Origin of the sequence: Desulfosarcina cetonica JCM 12296, from assembly GCF_001311845.1 — a bacterium.
Lineage (GTDB): Bacteria > Desulfobacterota > Desulfobacteria > Desulfobacterales > Desulfosarcinaceae > Desulfosarcina > Desulfosarcina cetonica.
In genome coordinates this window covers 12,528-28,385 of the sequence record NZ_BBCC01000073.1, presented here as the reverse complement: position 1 = coordinate 28,385, position 15,858 = coordinate 12,528, and the positions used below count along the sequence as shown (strand labels likewise).

16 protein-coding genes and 1 pseudogene are annotated in these 15,858 nt (G+C 57.3%); all 17 read left to right on the top strand.

The window, feature by feature from the left end:
- The coding region (locus JCM12296_RS39935) for a type I restriction enzyme subunit R domain-containing protein (RefSeq protein WP_172683943.1) at nt 1-1,464 on the top strand (1,464 nt) is incomplete at its 5' end.
- 214 nt (nt 1,465-1,678) lie between these two features.
- Nucleotides 1,679-1,903, top strand: a complete 225-nt coding sequence (locus JCM12296_RS16990; RefSeq protein ID WP_054695601.1) for a helix-turn-helix domain-containing protein — start codon at nt 1,679-1,681, stop codon at nt 1,901-1,903.
- Nucleotides 1,904-1,993: 90 nt separating this feature from the next.
- Nucleotides 1,994-2,206 carry a hypothetical protein gene (locus tag JCM12296_RS16985; protein ID WP_054695597.1) on the top strand — a complete coding sequence of 71 codons (213 nt, stop codon included), beginning with the start codon at nt 1,994-1,996 and terminating at the stop codon, nt 2,204-2,206.
- A gap of 257 nt (nt 2,207-2,463) precedes the next feature.
- Nucleotides 2,464-3,447, top strand: coding sequence for an HD domain-containing protein (locus tag JCM12296_RS16980; protein WP_157067683.1), 984 nt, complete (start codon nt 2,464-2,466; stop codon nt 3,445-3,447).
- 13 nt (nt 3,448-3,460) lie between these two features.
- A complete protein-coding gene (locus JCM12296_RS16975) occupies nt 3,461-5,047 on the top strand; it encodes a glycosyltransferase family 4 protein (protein WP_246804448.1) in 1,587 nt (528 codons plus the stop codon).
- Nucleotides 5,019-5,795, top strand: coding sequence for a hypothetical protein (locus tag JCM12296_RS44750; protein ID WP_246804446.1), 777 nt, complete (start codon nt 5,019-5,021; stop codon nt 5,793-5,795). The genes JCM12296_RS16975 and JCM12296_RS44750 overlap by 29 nt, the downstream gene beginning before the upstream one ends.
- Complete coding sequence (locus JCM12296_RS16970; protein ID WP_054695590.1) at nt 5,785-7,011, top strand: glycosyltransferase; 1,227 nt, start codon at nt 5,785-5,787, stop codon at nt 7,009-7,011. The genes JCM12296_RS44750 and JCM12296_RS16970 overlap by 11 nt, the downstream gene beginning before the upstream one ends.
- Before the next feature lie 21 nt (nt 7,012-7,032).
- Nucleotides 7,033-8,412, top strand: coding sequence for a phosphomannomutase/phosphoglucomutase (locus JCM12296_RS16965; RefSeq protein ID WP_054695587.1), 1,380 nt, complete (start codon nt 7,033-7,035; stop codon nt 8,410-8,412).
- Nucleotides 8,413-8,415: 3 nt separating this feature from the next.
- On the top strand, nt 8,416-9,384 hold the full coding sequence (locus JCM12296_RS16960) for a glycoside hydrolase family 130 protein (RefSeq protein WP_054695584.1): 969 nt from the start codon (nt 8,416-8,418) through the stop codon (nt 9,382-9,384).
- 2 nt (nt 9,385-9,386) lie between these two features.
- Entirely contained in the window at nt 9,387-10,247 is an 861-nt protein-coding gene (locus tag JCM12296_RS44745; protein ID WP_246804445.1) for a glycosyltransferase family 4 protein, read from the top strand.
- Nucleotides 10,244-10,738, top strand: coding sequence for a phosphomannose isomerase type II C-terminal cupin domain (locus JCM12296_RS44740; protein WP_246804443.1), 495 nt, complete (start codon nt 10,244-10,246; stop codon nt 10,736-10,738). The genes JCM12296_RS44745 and JCM12296_RS44740 overlap by 4 nt, the downstream gene beginning before the upstream one ends.
- Nucleotides 10,698-11,671, top strand: a pseudogene (locus tag JCM12296_RS50575) (glycoside hydrolase family 130 protein). Before JCM12296_RS44740 ends, JCM12296_RS50575 begins: the two are co-directional and overlap by 41 nt.
- Before the next feature lie 14 nt (nt 11,672-11,685).
- A complete protein-coding gene (locus JCM12296_RS16945) occupies nt 11,686-12,804 on the top strand; it encodes a mannose-1-phosphate guanylyltransferase (RefSeq protein WP_054695580.1) in 1,119 nt (372 codons plus the stop codon).
- 68 nt (nt 12,805-12,872) lie between these two features.
- Nucleotides 12,873-13,352 (top strand): Hsp20/alpha crystallin family protein, encoded by a 480-nt coding sequence (locus JCM12296_RS16940; protein WP_054695577.1) that lies wholly within the window; start codon nt 12,873-12,875, stop codon nt 13,350-13,352.
- 19 nt (nt 13,353-13,371) lie between these two features.
- Nucleotides 13,372-13,782, top strand: coding sequence for an Hsp20/alpha crystallin family protein (locus tag JCM12296_RS16935; RefSeq protein ID WP_054695604.1), 411 nt, complete (start codon nt 13,372-13,374; stop codon nt 13,780-13,782).
- A 121-nt stretch (nt 13,783-13,903) separates the two neighbouring features.
- Nucleotides 13,904-14,191: a co-chaperone GroES gene (groES, locus tag JCM12296_RS16930; protein ID WP_054695574.1), complete on the top strand. Its 288-nt coding sequence runs from the start codon at nt 13,904-13,906 to the stop codon at nt 14,189-14,191.
- A gap of 16 nt (nt 14,192-14,207) precedes the next feature.
- Nucleotides 14,208-15,839 carry a chaperonin GroEL gene (gene groL / locus JCM12296_RS16925; RefSeq protein ID WP_054695572.1) on the top strand — a complete coding sequence of 544 codons (1,632 nt, stop codon included), beginning with the start codon at nt 14,208-14,210 and terminating at the stop codon, nt 15,837-15,839.
- The last annotated feature ends 19 nt before the right edge of the window (nt 15,840-15,858 follow it).

The following is a 15,858-nucleotide window of genomic DNA, read 5'->3' as shown; positions in this document are numbered from 1 at the left end:
ATGAAACAGGCCATCGAAGAGGGCTTCATTCTCGATGTGATCAAGCATTACACCCCGGTGGGCAGCTATTACCGTCTGATGAAAACGGTGCCCGACGATCCGGAATTCGATACCAAAAGAGCGCGAAAGAAGCTCCGGCGATATGTTGAATCCCACGATCACGCCATCCGGCAAAAGGCCGAGATCATGGTGGACCATTTCCACGAGCAGGTCATCGGCCATAACAAGATTCGCGGGCAGGCCCGCGCCATGGTGGTCACCGGCGGTATCGAGCGGGCGGTCCAGTATTTCAGCGCTTTAGAAGCCTATCTGAAAGAGCGCAAAAGCCCTTACCGGGCCATCGTGGCGTTTTCGGGCGAACATGAATACGGCGGCCGCAAGGTGAGCGAGGCATCGCTGAACGACTTTCCCAGCGCCAAGATCCCCGAACAGTTCCGAAAGGACCCTTACCGTTTTCTGATTGCCGCCGAAAAGTTTCAGACCGGTTTCGATGAACCGTTGCTGCACACCATGTATGTCGACAAGCACCTGGCGGGCATCAAAGCGGTACAGACGCTTTCCAGGCTCAACCGCGCCCACCCCGGCAAACACGACACTTTCGTGCTCGATTTCATGAATGACGCCGACACCATCCAGGCGGCTTTCACCCAGTATTACCGAACCACGATTCTCAGCGAGGAAACCGACCCCGACAAGCTGCACGACCTGAAAGCGGATCTGGACGGCTACCAGGTGTATACCGGCGGTGATGTGGAACAGTTGGTGGAACGATACATCAACGGTGCGGACCGAGACACCCTGGACCCGATCCTGGACGGCGCTGTGGCGAACTACCTGACCGATCTGGATGAGGATGGCCAGGTGGATTTCAAGGGCAAGGCCAAGGCGTTTGTTCGCACCTATAACTTTCTGGCGGCCATTCTGCCGTATACGAGTGCTGATTGGGAAAAGCTGTCCATCTTTCTGAACTTCCTGATTCCCAAGCTGCCCGCGCCCAAGGAGGAAGATCTGTCCAAGGGCATCCTGGAAACCATCGATATGGACAGCTATCGGGTGGAAATCAAAGCCAAGATGGCGCTGCAGTTGGCTGACGAGGATGCGGAAATCGCGCCGGTCCCCACCAGCGGCGGCGGCCGCAAACCCGAGGCGGAGCTGGATCACTTGAGCAACATCATCAAGACGTTCAATGAACAGTTCGGCAATATCGAGTGGAAAGACGCCGACAAAATCGGCAAGGTCATCAGCGAGGAGATTCCCGAAAAGGTGGCCGCCGACAAAGCCTACCAGAACGCCATGCGCAACTCGGACAAGCAGAACGCCCGCATTGAACACGACAAGGCCCTGCAGCGGGTCATGATGGACCTGCTTTCCGACCACACCGAATTGTTCAAGCAATTCTGCGACAATCCCGGCTTCAAAAAGTGGCTTTCGGACACCGTCTTCGGGGTCACCTATCAAATCTAAGCTTTCCAGCCTGAACCGAGCACACTAATAATCTTGTAACTACTCGATATATAAGATTAATTTGCCACAAGGTTAACCACTTGAGGTCAGCCGGGCTCAAGTCTGATTTTTTCAAAAAATGCTGGACTTGGTCTTGCACCTGTCGTATCATGTGTTATATTTTAATTGAATTATTTCCTGGCGACAGGGCGACCAGGTGACGGGAGGATCGGCCTTGTGGATCAAACAGTACGATATTGTGATACTTATCAAGGAGGTCCGGGTCCAGCTCGACCTTAGCCAGGAGGATTTTGCAAGAGAGATCGGGGTGAGTTACGCCACCGTCAACCGGTGGGAGAACGGGCGGTTCCTGCCATCCAGGATGGCATTGAGATGTGTCGAAACCTATTGCGACAGGATGATCGAACTGGGAAGGCTGCTGCTGCCCGATGACCTGTAAAGGAGGCTTTATAGCCTAAGACCCCAATAGATACGTTGACATATTGTTGATTCTGGACTTTTCGGGCAAATGGGACGAGATACTCTGGGATTGGCTGATGACAGCCTATTTATTGAAAGAATAAAGCATACCTTCCAGGCGGCCGATGCCGACCTGCTGACCCGTACGCACGCTTATACGCAGGAAAAATTATGCGACGGAAATTCAGCAGGTTACAAGGCCGCCAACCTGCTTTTTGACCAGGACGCCGACGCGACCACCATGCTGGCGCGCTGCTGGCCCCCCTTATTTGGCAAAACCTGACCGATATCGGCCATGTCCGGAAACTCTTCGGTCCGGAAGTCGCCACCGCTCTTGAAGACCTGCGGGACTCCTTTTTTATACCAATAGACGACCAGCCACGTGAAAGTGAAAACATTCATGCGTTGTTGACGTCTATTGACGGTACTCCCCGAAAGGCCGTTCTTTACATTACATTTCGCCTATTGGCTTTGGAATGTGCGACCGACGCATGCGAATCGACCGCCCGGCTGAAGGCCCAGGAGACCCTCGACCTGCTGGTGCCCATAGCCAATCGCTTGAGCCTTGGTGATTTACGGCGTCGGTTGGAGGATGCCTGCTTTCACGTCCTGGACCCGCAAGACTATGTAAAGCTGCGCGAGAAAGTCTCTCCCATCCAGTCGGAAGACGACAAGTGTCTTGAGATCCTTCTGGCTGGCGTTAAACGGTTGCTGGCAAACAGCGGCATCCAGGGCCGGGTCCAAGGCCGCACCAAGAGCCTGCACGGGATTCGTCGTAAAATGGCGCGCACCGGAAAGACCCTGGAAGAGATCATGGACCGGGTCGGGTTGCGGGTTATCGTGACATCGGTTCCGGAATGCTACTCCGTGTTGGGACTGTTGCACGCCCATTTCAAGCCGATTCCCGGCACCTTCGACGATTACATCGGTCTTCCCAAGGACAATGGTTATCAGTCCTTGCACACCTGCGTCTATCCGGTACGCGAAATCTCCCACAAACCCATCGAGTTCCAGGTGCGTACCGAGTTGATGCACCTGGAGGCAGAGCACGGCACGGCGGCACATTGGCGCTATAAAAACGAGGCCGCGGCTGCTGAGCGCAACAACCATCGGACGCAATGGATGGAAGGCCTTGTCCGCCAGCATCGGGAATCAGCCAGCAGCGAGGCGTTTATCGAGCGGCTGCACCGGCAGGTGTTCCGGGATCACCTGGTGGTTTTTGGAAACGGCGGCCGAATTGTTCGCCTGGCGGAAAACGCCACGGTGCGGGATTACTTGAAAATCATCAATGCCCATGTCCCCCAGGATGCGACGGTGAAAGTAAACGGCCGTGTCGTCGCCTTGGATTGCGCGCTTAGGGACGGGGATTCCATAGCGGTTCCGGCAGACGAATCAGCGGCCGGTTCTCGATTTGCCGAGGTCACGGCGCAAAACGCCTTATCCGTTACAGGAGCATTGCGCCCGTTTCACGCCGAGACCGGCGACCGGGAATCGTCGGCCAAGGGGGTGGCCACGGACCCATGACAGGAGAAATGAAATGACTAAATCGGGAAACCCTCCTTCATACCCACATAAAATTGCCTTGATCGGCAATCATCTGCCGCGCCAGTGCGGCATCGCCACGTTCACCACGGATTTGCTGGCGGGCCTGGCGGAAGAAAACCCGAGCGGCGAGTGCTGGGCCGTGGTGATGAACGATATCCCTGAGGGGTATCGATATCCGGCCCAGGTGCGTTTCGAGGTCAACCAGCGTGTTTTGGCCGAATACCGGCTGGCGGCGGATTTTTTGAACATGAACCGGGTGGAGGTGGTTTGTCTCCAACACGAATTCGGGATTTTCGGCGGCGAAAACGGTGCGCATGTGATGGATCTGCTCGGCAACCTGCGCATGCCGGTGGTCACCACCCTGCATACCGTGCTCCAGTCGCCATCGGCCGGCCAATTGGCCGTTGCCAAGCGCGTGGCTCAGCTTTCCGACCGCCTGGTGGTGATGGGCCAACGCGCGCGCGAGATCCTTCGTGAGGTGTACGGAGTGCCGGAAGCGAAAATCGTCCTCATTCACCACGGTATCCCCGATGTGCCCTTCGTGGACCCGAATTACTACAAAGATCAATACGGGGTCGAGGGGCGCAAGGTCATCCTGACTTTCGGCCTGCTTTCTCCGGGCAAGGGCATCGAAACCATGATCGAAGCCCTGCCCGCCGTCGTGGCGCGCCATCCGGAGGTGGTCTACATCGTTTTGGGCGCAACCCATCCCCATGTGAAAAAGGAACAGGGCGAGTCCTACCGGCTGTCCCTGCAGCGCAGGGCCAGGGAACTGGGGATCGGCGACCACCTGATTTTTCACAACCGTTTTGTCGACCTTAAAGAGCTGTGTGAATTCCTGGGCGCGGCGGATATTTACGCGACCCCCTACCTGAACCAGGAGCAGATCGTTTCCGGAACCCTTGCCTATGCCCTGGGCAGCGGAAAGGCCACCATCGCCACCCCTTACTGGTACGCGGAAGAGATGCTGGCCGATGGCCGCGGCCGGTTGGTGCCGTTCAAGGACTCAGCGGCCCTGGCCGAGCAGGTCAACGATCTTCTCGACCACGAAGTGGAGCGCCACGCCATGCGCAAACGGGCTTACACCTTTTGCAGGGAGATGATCTGGAAAGAGGTGGCGCGCCAGTATCTGGAGCTGTTCAACGAGGTGAAAGCGGAGCGGGCTCGTTCCCCCCGGCCGGTTTTCCGCGCCAAGACCATGGACATGGCACCCCGTGAGCTGCCCCAGCCCAAGCTGGATCACATCATCCGCCTGTCGGACAACGTCGGCATCCTGCAGCACGCCAAGTATATCGTGCCGGACCGCTACCACGGCTATTGCACAGACGACAACGCCCGGGCGCTGATCGCCGTGCTGATGGCCAGGGAAATGATCCCCAACAGCGACGCCGTCACCAACCTGGCCTGCACCTATATCAGTTTTTTGCATCACGCGTTCAATGAAGAGACCGGCCGTTTCCGCAACTTCATGGGGTACGACCGGGCGCTGGTTGGAAGAGGTCGGATCGGAAGACAGCCACGGCCGGGCGGTCTGGGGACTGGGGGAGGCAGTGGCCCTAGCGGAGTCGGCCGATATTAGGGACGCGGCCCGGGCAGTGTTTGAAAAGGCGCTGCCCGCTCTGTCGGGCTTCACTTTTCCCCGGACTTGGTCCTTTGCCCTGGGGGGCATTCACGCCTATTTGAGTCGCTACAGCGGTGACAGCGAGGTCCGGCGCATCCGGGAAACCCTGGCCGATAAACTTTTCGAAAAATTCAAGCAGAATGCCACCGACGAATGGCCATGGCTCGAGGACCGGCTCACGTACGCCAACGGCAAGATCTCCCAGGCCCTAATTCTTTGCGGCCGACACATGGATCGCGCTGAGATGCTCCAGGCGGGACTGCGAAGCCTTGAATGGCTGATGACGGTGCAGACCGACCCCAAGGGACACTTTGTTCCGGTGGGCAATAACGGCTGGTACCCCAAGGGGGGAACCAAGGCGCGGTTCGATCAGCAGCCCATCGAAGCGTTGGACATGATCGAGGCGTGTCGCGAGGCCTATGAGGCCACCAACGATTCGAAGTGGGTCTCCCATGCCCAGCGCTGCCTGGAGTGGTTCCTGGGCCGCAACGATTTGAACGCGCCCCTGTATAACCACAAGACCGGGGGATGCTGCGACGGACTCAACGCTGACGGGCCCAACCGCAACCAGGGCGCGGAATCGACCCTGGTTTGTTTTCTGTCCATGCTCCATCTCAACCGGATGCGCAGCAGCCAGATCGCCGTGGAAGCTGCGACGGAGGAAACCGTCATCAGTCAAAAGGAGCAATCGGTCCATGTCCAATAAGCCCATTGTAATGGTCAGTTCTTTTCCCCCGCGTTTATGCGGCATCGCCACCTTTTGCGAGGAAGCCAGGGAGTTCATTCAAAAGGCCAACCCGGATCGAGAGGTGCTGGTGATCAGCCACACCGACGGCCAAGGCAAGGGCGTGTTTCCCATCATCGACATGACCCGGCGCGACTGGTGGCGTCCGGTGGCCAAAAAAATCGAGAAACTGGACCCTTACGTGGTGCATTTTGAACACGAATACGGCCTTTACGAATATCACGACCCACGAGGGGTGGGTGACGGCAACGACGGCTTTCTCGATCTGCTGGAAGCCATCGGCAATATCCCCAACGTGGTGGAACCCCATACGGTTCATGGGCGGCTGAGGGATGCCGAGGCGGATTTCATCTACAAACTGACCCAGCGCAGCCACCTGGTGCTGTTCAAGTGTCATTACCAGAAATGGCGGCTGGATTGGACCTTCCACGGCCGGGAGTGGCCGACGCCGCGCAATATCATGGTGGTGCCGCATGGAGCGAGGTCGGACAAACGCTGGGGCGTGCACGAGATACCCGCGCTGCGCAGGGAATTCGGCCTGGACAATATCGGACTGGCCGACCACGTGGTGGGCATGATCGGCTGGATTCAGTCCAACAAGCGTTGGGACATTTTGCTTTCCATGTGGGAGGAAATCCACGACGAAATCAAATCGCACACCGGGCAGCAGTGGGACTTGCTGGCCGCCGGTGCCATGCGCGACCCCAATCACCGCCAGGATTACGAGGATTGGAAATCCGATGTCAAGGTGCTGGCCGGCAAGGGACTGGCCCATTACCACGAGTTCGTCCCTCGCGGCGACGACTATTACAAGATGATGGCCATCTGCGACTTTATTGTGCTGCCCTCGACGGACGAGACCCAGTCCGGCACCCTGGCGCGCATCATCGCCTTGAACAAGCCCTACATCACCACTGCGCCGATGGAAGGGCTGACCGCCCAGACCCTGGAAAGCGAGGGCGGTTTGCTCTTCACCACCAAGGAGATGCTGCGCCGGAAGGTGGTCAAGCTGGCAACGGATGAGGGACTGCGCCTGGAGTTGGGAGAAAACCTGAAACGCTACCTCGATCATGTGGTCTGCTGGGAAGTGGTGGCCCGGCAGTACAACGAGGCCTACAAGCTGGCGCGCAAGGCGGCCCGGACCGGCCAGCCCGCTGTTTTGGATTTGGAGTTTTAAACCGGAGTAAAGGAAGAAAACATGAATCCTATGATTTTTAGAGAATATGACATCCGCGGCGTCGTGGACAAGGATTTCAATGTGGATGACGCGGAAAAAATCGGCCGTGGCTATGCAACCTATGTTGCGGAGCACGGCGGCAGACGTTGTGTGGTTGGCCGTGATTGTCGAATGAGTTCACAGGCGATTCGAGATGCCCTGATCAAGGGCATAACCAGGGGAGGTGTGGATGTGATCGATGTGGGACTATGTCCCACGCCGCTTCTTTATTTTGCCAATCGGCACCTGGGAGCTGACGGCGGCGTCATGGTTACCGCCAGTCACAATCCGCCGGAATACAACGGATTCAAGATCTGTGTAGGAACCGACACCCTCTTCGGAGGCGAAATTCAGAAACTTAAAAAGATCATCGAATCCGGAGAATATGCCTCAGGCGAAGGATCGCTGGATGAATTCAGTATATTGCCCGTTTATTGCGACTACCTGGCCGACAACATTCGATTGGCGCGTCCCATACGAGTGGCCGTGGACGCCGGCAACGGAACCGGCGGTTTGGCGGCCGGACCCGTCTTTAAACGGTTGAATTGCGAGCTTTCCGAACTGTTCATGGAGCCCGATGGAACCTTTCCCAATCACGAGCCCGATCCAACCGTGCCAAGGAATTTGGAAAAGTTGGCCAACACCGTGGTTGAACAGGGACTCGAACTGGGTGTCGCTTTTGACGGCGATGCCGATCGGCTTGGCGTGGTGGATGAGAATGGGCGAATCCTATATGGCGACATGCTGATGGTCCTTTTCGCCCGTGAGATCCTCAAGGACAATCCCGGGGGAAAGTTCATCGGGGAAGTGAAATGCTCCCAAGTCATGTACGACGAGATCGAACGCAAAGGCGGCGTGCCCATCATGTGGAAGACGGGGCATTCTCTCATCAAGAAGAAGTTAAAAGATGAAAATGCGCTTCTTGCCGGGGAGATGAGCGGGCACTTCTTTTTTAAACACCGGTATTTCGGATTCGACGACGCCATCTACGCGGCTTGCCGCCTCATGGAGATTTTGTCCAAGGACGACAAACCCCTGTCCGCTTATCTTTCGGATCTGCCCAAAACCTACAATACCCCCGAGATCCGCGTTGATTGCCCGGATGATAAAAAATTCGAACTCGTGGAGAAGGTAAAACAGGCGCTTTCCGCCAACTACCGGACAATCGACATTGATGGCGTGCGAGTGGTTTTCGAGGACGGCTGGGGGCTTGTCCGGGCGTCCAACACAAGTCCCGTCATCGTGCTTCGATTTGAAGCCGAGTCGGAGTCGCGACTGAGGGAGATTAGAGACCTGGTGGAGGCACAGATCGATGAAGCGAAGTCCGTGATGCATAGAGACGATGGGAAAAATGAGGGATAGACAATGACCGATGCTAGATTCAAGGAGCTTTTTACACGGCACAGCGCCAACCCCATCATCCAGGCAAGGGACCTTCCCTACCAGGCCAACGCGGTGTTCAACGCAGCAGCCACGCGATACGGCGACGACACCTTGCTGCTCATGCGCGTGGAAGACCGCCGCGGGTTATCGCACCTTACGGCGGCGCGCAGCCGGGACGGTGTGACCGATTGGCGGATCGATGCCCGGCCCACCCTGCCGGCTGATCCGGAAAAACACCCCGAAGAGATCTGGGGCATCGAGGACCCCAGGATTACCCGCGTCGATGACTTGGATCTATGGGTGGTGCTCTATACCGCCTACTCCAGGGGCGGACCGCTGGTTTCCCTGGCCACCACGCGGGACTTTCAGACCTTCGAGCGCAAGGGCGTCGTGATGCCGCCCGAGGACAAGGACGCCGCTCTTTTTCCGGCGCGGTCCAACGGACGCTGGGCCATGATTCATCGGCCGGTGCCGGGCATCGCCGGTGTCGGGGCGCATATCTGGATTTCTTTCAGCCCGGACATGAAGCACTGGGGCGACCATCAAATCATCCTGCCGGCGCGAAAGGGCGGCTGGTGGGACGCCAATAAAGTCGGTCTTTCACCGCCGCCGCTGCGCACTGAAAAAGGATGGTTGATCCTATACCACGGCGTTCGCAACACGGCCGGCGGATGCATCTATCGTCTGGGCCTAGCGCTGTTGGACTTGGAGGAACCGACCCGGCTGGTGGCCAGGGCGGACGAATGGGTGTTCGCGCCGGAAGAGGCTTACGAAGTTGTGGGCGACGTGGACAAGGTGGTCTTCCCCTGCGGCTGGGTGGCCGAGGGGGACGACGTTCGGCTGTATTACGGCGGCGCGGACAAATGCATCGCCCTGGCCACGGCACGGGTGTCGGAACTGCTCGACTGGCTCGAAAAGCACAACCAGCAAGATAGACGCGTGTGGAGTTAATCATGAAGATCGCCATGTTATCACCTATCGCCTGGCGCACGCCGCCGAGACACTACGGGCCTTGGGAGAATGTGGTCTCCCTGCTGACCGAGGGCCTGGTGGCGCGCGGGGTCGATGTGACCCTGTTCGCCACCGGCGAGTCGCAAACCCAGGGCCGGCTGAAAAGCGTCTGCGCCAAGGGGTATGAGGAAGACGCCGAAATGCTGCCCAAGGTGTGGGAGTGTCTGCATATTTCCGAGCTGTTCGAGCAAGGCGAGGCCTTTGACCTGATTCATAACCACTTCGACTATCTGCCGCTGACCTATTCCGGCATGACCGCAACACCGATTGTGACCACCATCCACGGCTTCTCGTCGCCAAAGATCTTGCCGGTGTACAAGAAGTACAACGGCAAATGCTTTTATGTGGCCATCAGCGAGGCCGACAAGTCGCCGGAGCTGGACTACGCCGCCGTCATCCATCACGGCATCGACCTTGGCCGGTTCACCTTCAGGCCCGATCAAGGAGACTATTTGCTCTTTTTCGGCCGCATCCATCCGGAGAAAGGCGCCGCCGAGTGCATCGAGGTGGCCCGTCGAACCGGCATGAAACTCATCATGGCGGGCATCATCCAGGACCAGGCTTATTTCGACACAAAGGTCAGGCCCTACTTGGATGACGACCACATCGTCTATGTGGGCAGCGCCGGACCTGAAAAACGCGACGAACTGCTGGGCGGCGCATACGCCCTGCTGCACCCCATCGGTTTCGACGAGCCGTTCGGCCTTTCCGTGGTGGAATCCATGGCCTGCGGAACACCGGTGGTGGCTTTTTCCAGGGGCAGCATGTCGGAAATCATCGCCCACGGGGAGACCGGTTTTTGACCGCCGATATCGACGGGATGGTTCAGTCCTTGAACAATGTCAGGGACCTTGACCGCCATAAGTGCCGTCGATGGGTCGAGACGCGTTTCAGTGTGGAGCGTATGGTTGCGGATTATATCCGGGTGTATGAAACCGTCATCAACCAGACCCGGCGCGAAGACCACCGGCCCTGGGGTTTTTACGAGGTTTTGGCGGACAAGCCGGATCACAAGGTCAAGCGGATTACCGTCTATCCTGGGCAGCGTCTGAGCTACCAGCGCCATTTCAGGCGCTCCGAGCACTGGTACGTGCTCAGCGGCACCGCGGTGGTGACCCAAAACAACGAAGACATTGAACGGATGTCCGGCCAGGCCATCGATCTGCCGGTGGGGACCTGGCACCGCATCCGCAATCCCGGACCGGACAACCTGGTGTTCATCGAGGTACAGACCGGAGACTATTTCGGAGAGGATGACATTGAAAGATCAGAGGACGATTATGGCAGAGTCTAAGGAACCGATCATTCGGCGTTACGAGAAAAATCCCGTACTGACCAAGCATGATGTGCCGTACCCGGTGGAAACGGTGCACAACGCCGGCGTGGTCAAGCACAACGGTAAATATGTCATGCTGTTCAGATCCCACCTGCGCAATGGCCGGTCGATCATCGGTCTGGCGGAAAGCAGTGACGGCGTGCGTTTCGCGGTCAGGCCCGAGCCGTTTATCACCCCGGCCAAGGCCGAGCCGTTCGCCGGCTACGAGGCCTTTGGCGTGGAAGATCCGCGCATCTGTCCCATGGAGGACGGCTACCTGATCACTTACTCGGCCTATTCCCAACACGGCGTACGGGTGGCCCTGGCCAGAACCACGGATTTCGAGCGCCTGGAACGGATCTCCCTGATCACCCAGTCGGATTATCGCAACGTGGTCATTTTCCCTGAAAAAATAGGCGGCCGCTATGCCCGGCTGGACCGGCCCCATTCGGAAATCTCACCGTGGTCCATCTGGATTTCCTATTCGCCGGACCTGGTGCATTGGGGGATGCCAAGGTCGTCATCAAGCCCATGACCTACCATTGGGATGAAATGAAGGTCGGACCGGGGGCCACGCCCATCAAAACCGAAAAAGGATGGCTGAACATCTTTCACGGCGTGTTCAAAACCATGGACGGTGCCGTCTACCGGCTCGGCGTGGCCCTGCATGACCTTGCCGATCCGTCAAGGGTCTTGGGCGTGGCCGACGATTGGATACTTCAACCCGAGGACCTGTGGGAGATCAGCGGGTACGTGCACAACGTGGTTTTCTGCTGCGGCGCGGTGGCCGAGGACGACGGCACGGTAAAGATCTATTGGGGCGGCGCGGACACGGTGATGTGTGTCGGCACGGCAATGATTGCCGATTTGGTGGATTTGTGTCTCTCAAATCCCCGTCCCGCGCTTGAATAAGATGAGGTGTTGAAATGGAAAGCATCGACAAGAACCTGGTTGCCATTATCATGGCCGGCGGCGTGGGCACGCGGTTTTGGCCGCTCAGTACCCATGAACGGCCCAAGCAGTTCATCCAACTTTTTGATGACCGCAGCCTGCTGCAAAAAAGCTATGACCGGGTGGCGGGCATCGTGCCGGATGAGCGCGTGATTGTACTGACCAACCGGCAGTTCACGCCACTGGTCCGCGAGCAACTTCCTAACATCCAGGACCAGAATATCATCGGTGAACCCGAGCGCAAGGACACCGCCGCAGCGGTGTGTCTCGGCACGCTGGTCGCCATGAAACGCTTCGGCAATCCGGTGATCGTCATCTTGACGGCCGATCATTTGATCGACCCGGTTGAAAAATTTCAGCAGACCCTGGTTTCGGCGGTAAAAGAAGCCCGTGAGACCGGCGCGCTATACACCTTCGGAATCAAACCGACCCATCCGGCAACCGGCTACGGCTACCTGGAGGTCGGCCAAAAAACCGCCATGGATCAAGATGTGGAGCATTTTCAGGTCGTCTCCTTCAAAGAAAAGCCGAACGTCGAAGTCGCCGGGCAATATCTGGAGTCCGGGCGGTATTTGTGGAACTCGGGCATGTTCGTGTGGACCGTGGACGCTATTTTCGGTGAGCTGGCCCTCCACATTCCAAAGCATGTGGAGCATTTGACCAAGGCCGTGGAGAAGATGGGTACAAGCCAATGGGAAGATGAATTGCAAGAGCGGTTCGCGGCCCTTGCGCGGATTTCCATCGATTATGCGGTGATGGAAAAAGCCCGGGATGTGCGTTGCGTGGCCGGAGAATTTTCATGGAAAGATGTGGGCGGATGGTTGGCGATCCAGGATTTTCTGGCTCACGACGCCAATGGCAATTTTATCAAAGGCAGAGTCCACGCGCTGGACGCCCAGGGGAATTTGGTCTTTTGCGATCAACCCCAGGAAACATTGGCCATGGTGGGTGTCAGCGACGTGGTGGTGGTCCGCGCGGGTGAAAAAACCCTGGTCGCTCACAAGGATCGCTTGGAAGATGTCAAACATATTGTCGAATCCATGATCGCGCAACCGGAAGCGATGACGGTTTCCGGAATCAGGAGTCCGCCCTGACTCCCGGACGCATGCGTTCGACAGTTTTTTTTGTGTAAACCATCAATTTTTATCAGGAGGTGAGTGCCATGCTGACAAGAAGATTTTTTGACACCCCGGCATGGGACTTTGATGTCACAAAGCCCTTTGCCGAAATTGAACGACTGCGCCAGAGAATGGACCGTTTGTTCGATGAATGGATGCCGTCCACATGGAAAGCCGGAAGGACCATGGGCGTGTTCCCGCTGGCCAATCTGACCGAGGACCGGGAAAGTTATCTTTTGCGAGCGGAGATTCCCGGCGTGAAGGCCGAGGATCTGGACATCCAGGCCACAGCCAATAGCGTCTCCATTTCCGGAGAGCGTCATATTCCCCAGGAGGAGGAAAACGTCAGCTACCACCGGCGAGAGCGTGAAGGCGGCCGGTTTTCAAGGGCCGTGGCGCTATCCGGTGAGATCGATCCGGACAGGGTTGACGCCAAACTGGAACACGGCGTGCTGACCCTGAGGCTTCCTAAAACCGAAGCGTCCAAAGCCAAGCAAATTTCAGTAATGTCTACTCAATCATAATGGAAAGGGGGTGAATGCCATGACCGAGAACGATACCAAGGCGTTGGTGCCGAAAGGCAAACAGGAAGTCGTCTCAAAGGCGGAGCAGACAAAGGATGGTCTGGTCTTCACGCCGGATGTGGACATCCTGGAGTCGGACCGTGAAATCACGCTGCTGGCGGACATGCCCGGCGTTCAAAGCCAGGACCTGAAAGTGGATCTGTGCAACGGCGTGTTGACCCTGGCCGGCGATGTCGCGCCGTGGGAGGGTCCTGACGAAAAGGATATCCTCATCGAGTACGAAGTGGGCCGCTTTTACCGGCAGTTCAGCATATCTGAAACCATCGACCAGGACCGTATTGACGCTCAGTTGAGCGACGGCGTGTTGAGGCTCACGTTGCCCAAGGTTGAAAGCGCCATTCCGCGCAAGATACCCGTTGCCGCCGGATGATGGGTGATAACTTGATTTGCATGGATGGAAGGCCGCTGTTTGAGCGGCCTTCCTGGACCCATTACATCAGTAGTTTTCATTTTCAACACATTCAATTTAATTTTCACATGGAGGAATTAAAATGAGGATCAAACCGTTGAATGACAGGGTAATCGTCAAACGAGTGGAAGAAGAACAGAAAACGGCCGGGGGAATCATTATCCCGGACACCGCCAAGGAAAAACCCCAGGAAGGCGAGGTTGTTGCCGTAGGACCCGGAAAGCGGGACGACGATGGCAAACGCATTGCGTTGGAGGTCAAGGAGGGGGACCGCATCTTGTTCGGCAAGTATGCCGGCACTGAAATCAAGATCGACGGCGAGGAACACATCTTCATGCGCGAAGACGATATTCTGGGGATTTTGAACTGAAAAGGAGGAACAAACCATGCCTGCAAAAATGATTACATACGGATCAAAAGCCCGCGAGGCGTTGCTCGAGGGCGTCAACACCTTGGCCGACGCCGTGAAGGTGACCCTGGGGCCCAAGGGAAACAATGTCGTGCTGGATAAATCATGGGGCTCCCCTACTGTGACCAAGGACGGGGTGACAGTGGCCAAGGAAATCGAGTTGGAAGAAAAGTTCAAAAACATGGGCGCGCAAATGGTCAAGGAGGTGGCCAGCAAGACCAGCGACACGGCCGGAGACGGCACCACCACGGCCACCGTACTGGCCCAGGCCATTTACAACGAGGGCCAGAAGCTGGTGGCCGCCGGCGTGAGCCCCATGGCGCTGAAACGCGGCATCGACAAGGGAGTCGAAGCCGTGGTCGCGGAGCTGAAAAAACTGTCTGTGCCCACCAAGGACAAGAAAGAGATCGAACAGGTGGGCACCATCTCGGCCAACAGCGACGAAACCATTGGAAAACTGATTTCCGAAGCCATGGAAAAGGTGGGCAAGGAAGGCGTCATCACGGTGGAAGAAGCCAAGAGCATGGAGACCACCTTGGAGGTCGTGGAAGGCATGCAGTTCGATAAAGGCTATATTTCGCCACACTTCGTCACCGATGCCGAGAAAATGGAAGCCGTGCTCGAAGAACCCTATATCCTGATCCACGAAAAGAAGATCACCGTGATGAAGGACTTGGTGCCGCTGCTGGAAGAGATTTCCAGAAACGGCAAGCCGCTGTTGATCATCGCCGAGGATATCGAAGGCGAGGCCTTGGCCACGCTCATCGTCAACAAGTTGCGGGGCACCTTGAAGGTGGCCGCGGTGAAAGCCCCGGGCTTCGGCGACCGCCGCAAGGCCATGCTCGAGGATATCGCCATCCTGACCGGCGGCCAGGTGATTTCCGAAGACCTGGGCATCAAGCTGGAAAACATCAAGGTCAAGGATCTGGGCACCTGCAAATCGATCAAGATCGACAAGGACAACACCACCATTGTGGACGGTGCCGGCACCAAGGCCGCCATCGAGGGCCGCGTGAAGCAGATTCGCGCGCAGATCGAGGAGACCACGTCGGATTATGACCGCGAAAAGCTGCAGGAGCGCTTGGCCAAGATCATCGGGGGCGTGGCGGTCATCAACATCGGTGCAGCCACGGAAACCGAAATGAAGGAAAAGAAGGCGCGCGTGGAAGACGCCTTGAACGCCACCCGGGCGGCTGTCGAGGAGGGGATTGTGCCCGGCGGCGGCGTGGCCCTGGTCCGATGCCTGAAAGCGCTGGAGAACACCAAGGCCAAGGGCGAGGAAAGAAGCGGCATCAATATCCTGAAACACGCCCTGTCCGAGCCGTTGCGGCAAATCGCCTGCAATGCCGGTATGGAGGGGTCGGTTGTTCTGAACAAGGTGTTGGAGGGCAACGGAGACTTTGGGTACAATGCCCAGACCGATACCTATGAAAACCTGTTGGCGGCCGGCGTTATCGACCCCACCAAGGTGGTACGGTTCGCCATCCAAAACGCCGCGTCGGTGTCCGGCCTGATGCTGACCACCGAGGCCATGATCGCTGAAAAGCCCGAGAAGAAAAAAGAGCCGGCCATGCCTCCTGGGGGCGGTATGGGCGACGACATGTACTAATCTGAAAACCTCAAGGAAG

Coding starts and splice junctions, on each gene's coding strand:
- JCM12296_RS16965 (WP_054695587.1), top strand. CDS start 7,033: ATGAATCCTATGATTTTTAGAGAATATGACATCCGCGGCGTCGTGGAC.
- JCM12296_RS16975 (WP_246804448.1), top strand. CDS start 3,461: ATGACTAAATCGGGAAACCCTCCTTCATACCCACATAAAATTGCCTTG.
- JCM12296_RS44745 (WP_246804445.1), top strand. CDS start 9,387: ATGAAGATCGCCATGTTATCACCTATCGCCTGGCGCACGCCGCCGAGA.
- groES (WP_054695574.1), top strand. CDS start 13,904: ATGAGGATCAAACCGTTGAATGACAGGGTAATCGTCAAACGAGTGGAA.
- JCM12296_RS16960 (WP_054695584.1), top strand. CDS start 8,416: ATGACCGATGCTAGATTCAAGGAGCTTTTTACACGGCACAGCGCCAAC.
- JCM12296_RS16935 (WP_054695604.1), top strand. CDS start 13,372: ATGACCGAGAACGATACCAAGGCGTTGGTGCCGAAAGGCAAACAGGAA.
- JCM12296_RS16940 (WP_054695577.1), top strand. CDS start 12,873: ATGCTGACAAGAAGATTTTTTGACACCCCGGCATGGGACTTTGATGTC.
- groL (WP_054695572.1), top strand. CDS start 14,208: ATGCCTGCAAAAATGATTACATACGGATCAAAAGCCCGCGAGGCGTTG.
- JCM12296_RS16970 (WP_054695590.1), top strand. CDS start 5,785: ATGTCCAATAAGCCCATTGTAATGGTCAGTTCTTTTCCCCCGCGTTTA.
- JCM12296_RS16945 (WP_054695580.1), top strand. CDS start 11,686: ATGGAAAGCATCGACAAGAACCTGGTTGCCATTATCATGGCCGGCGGC.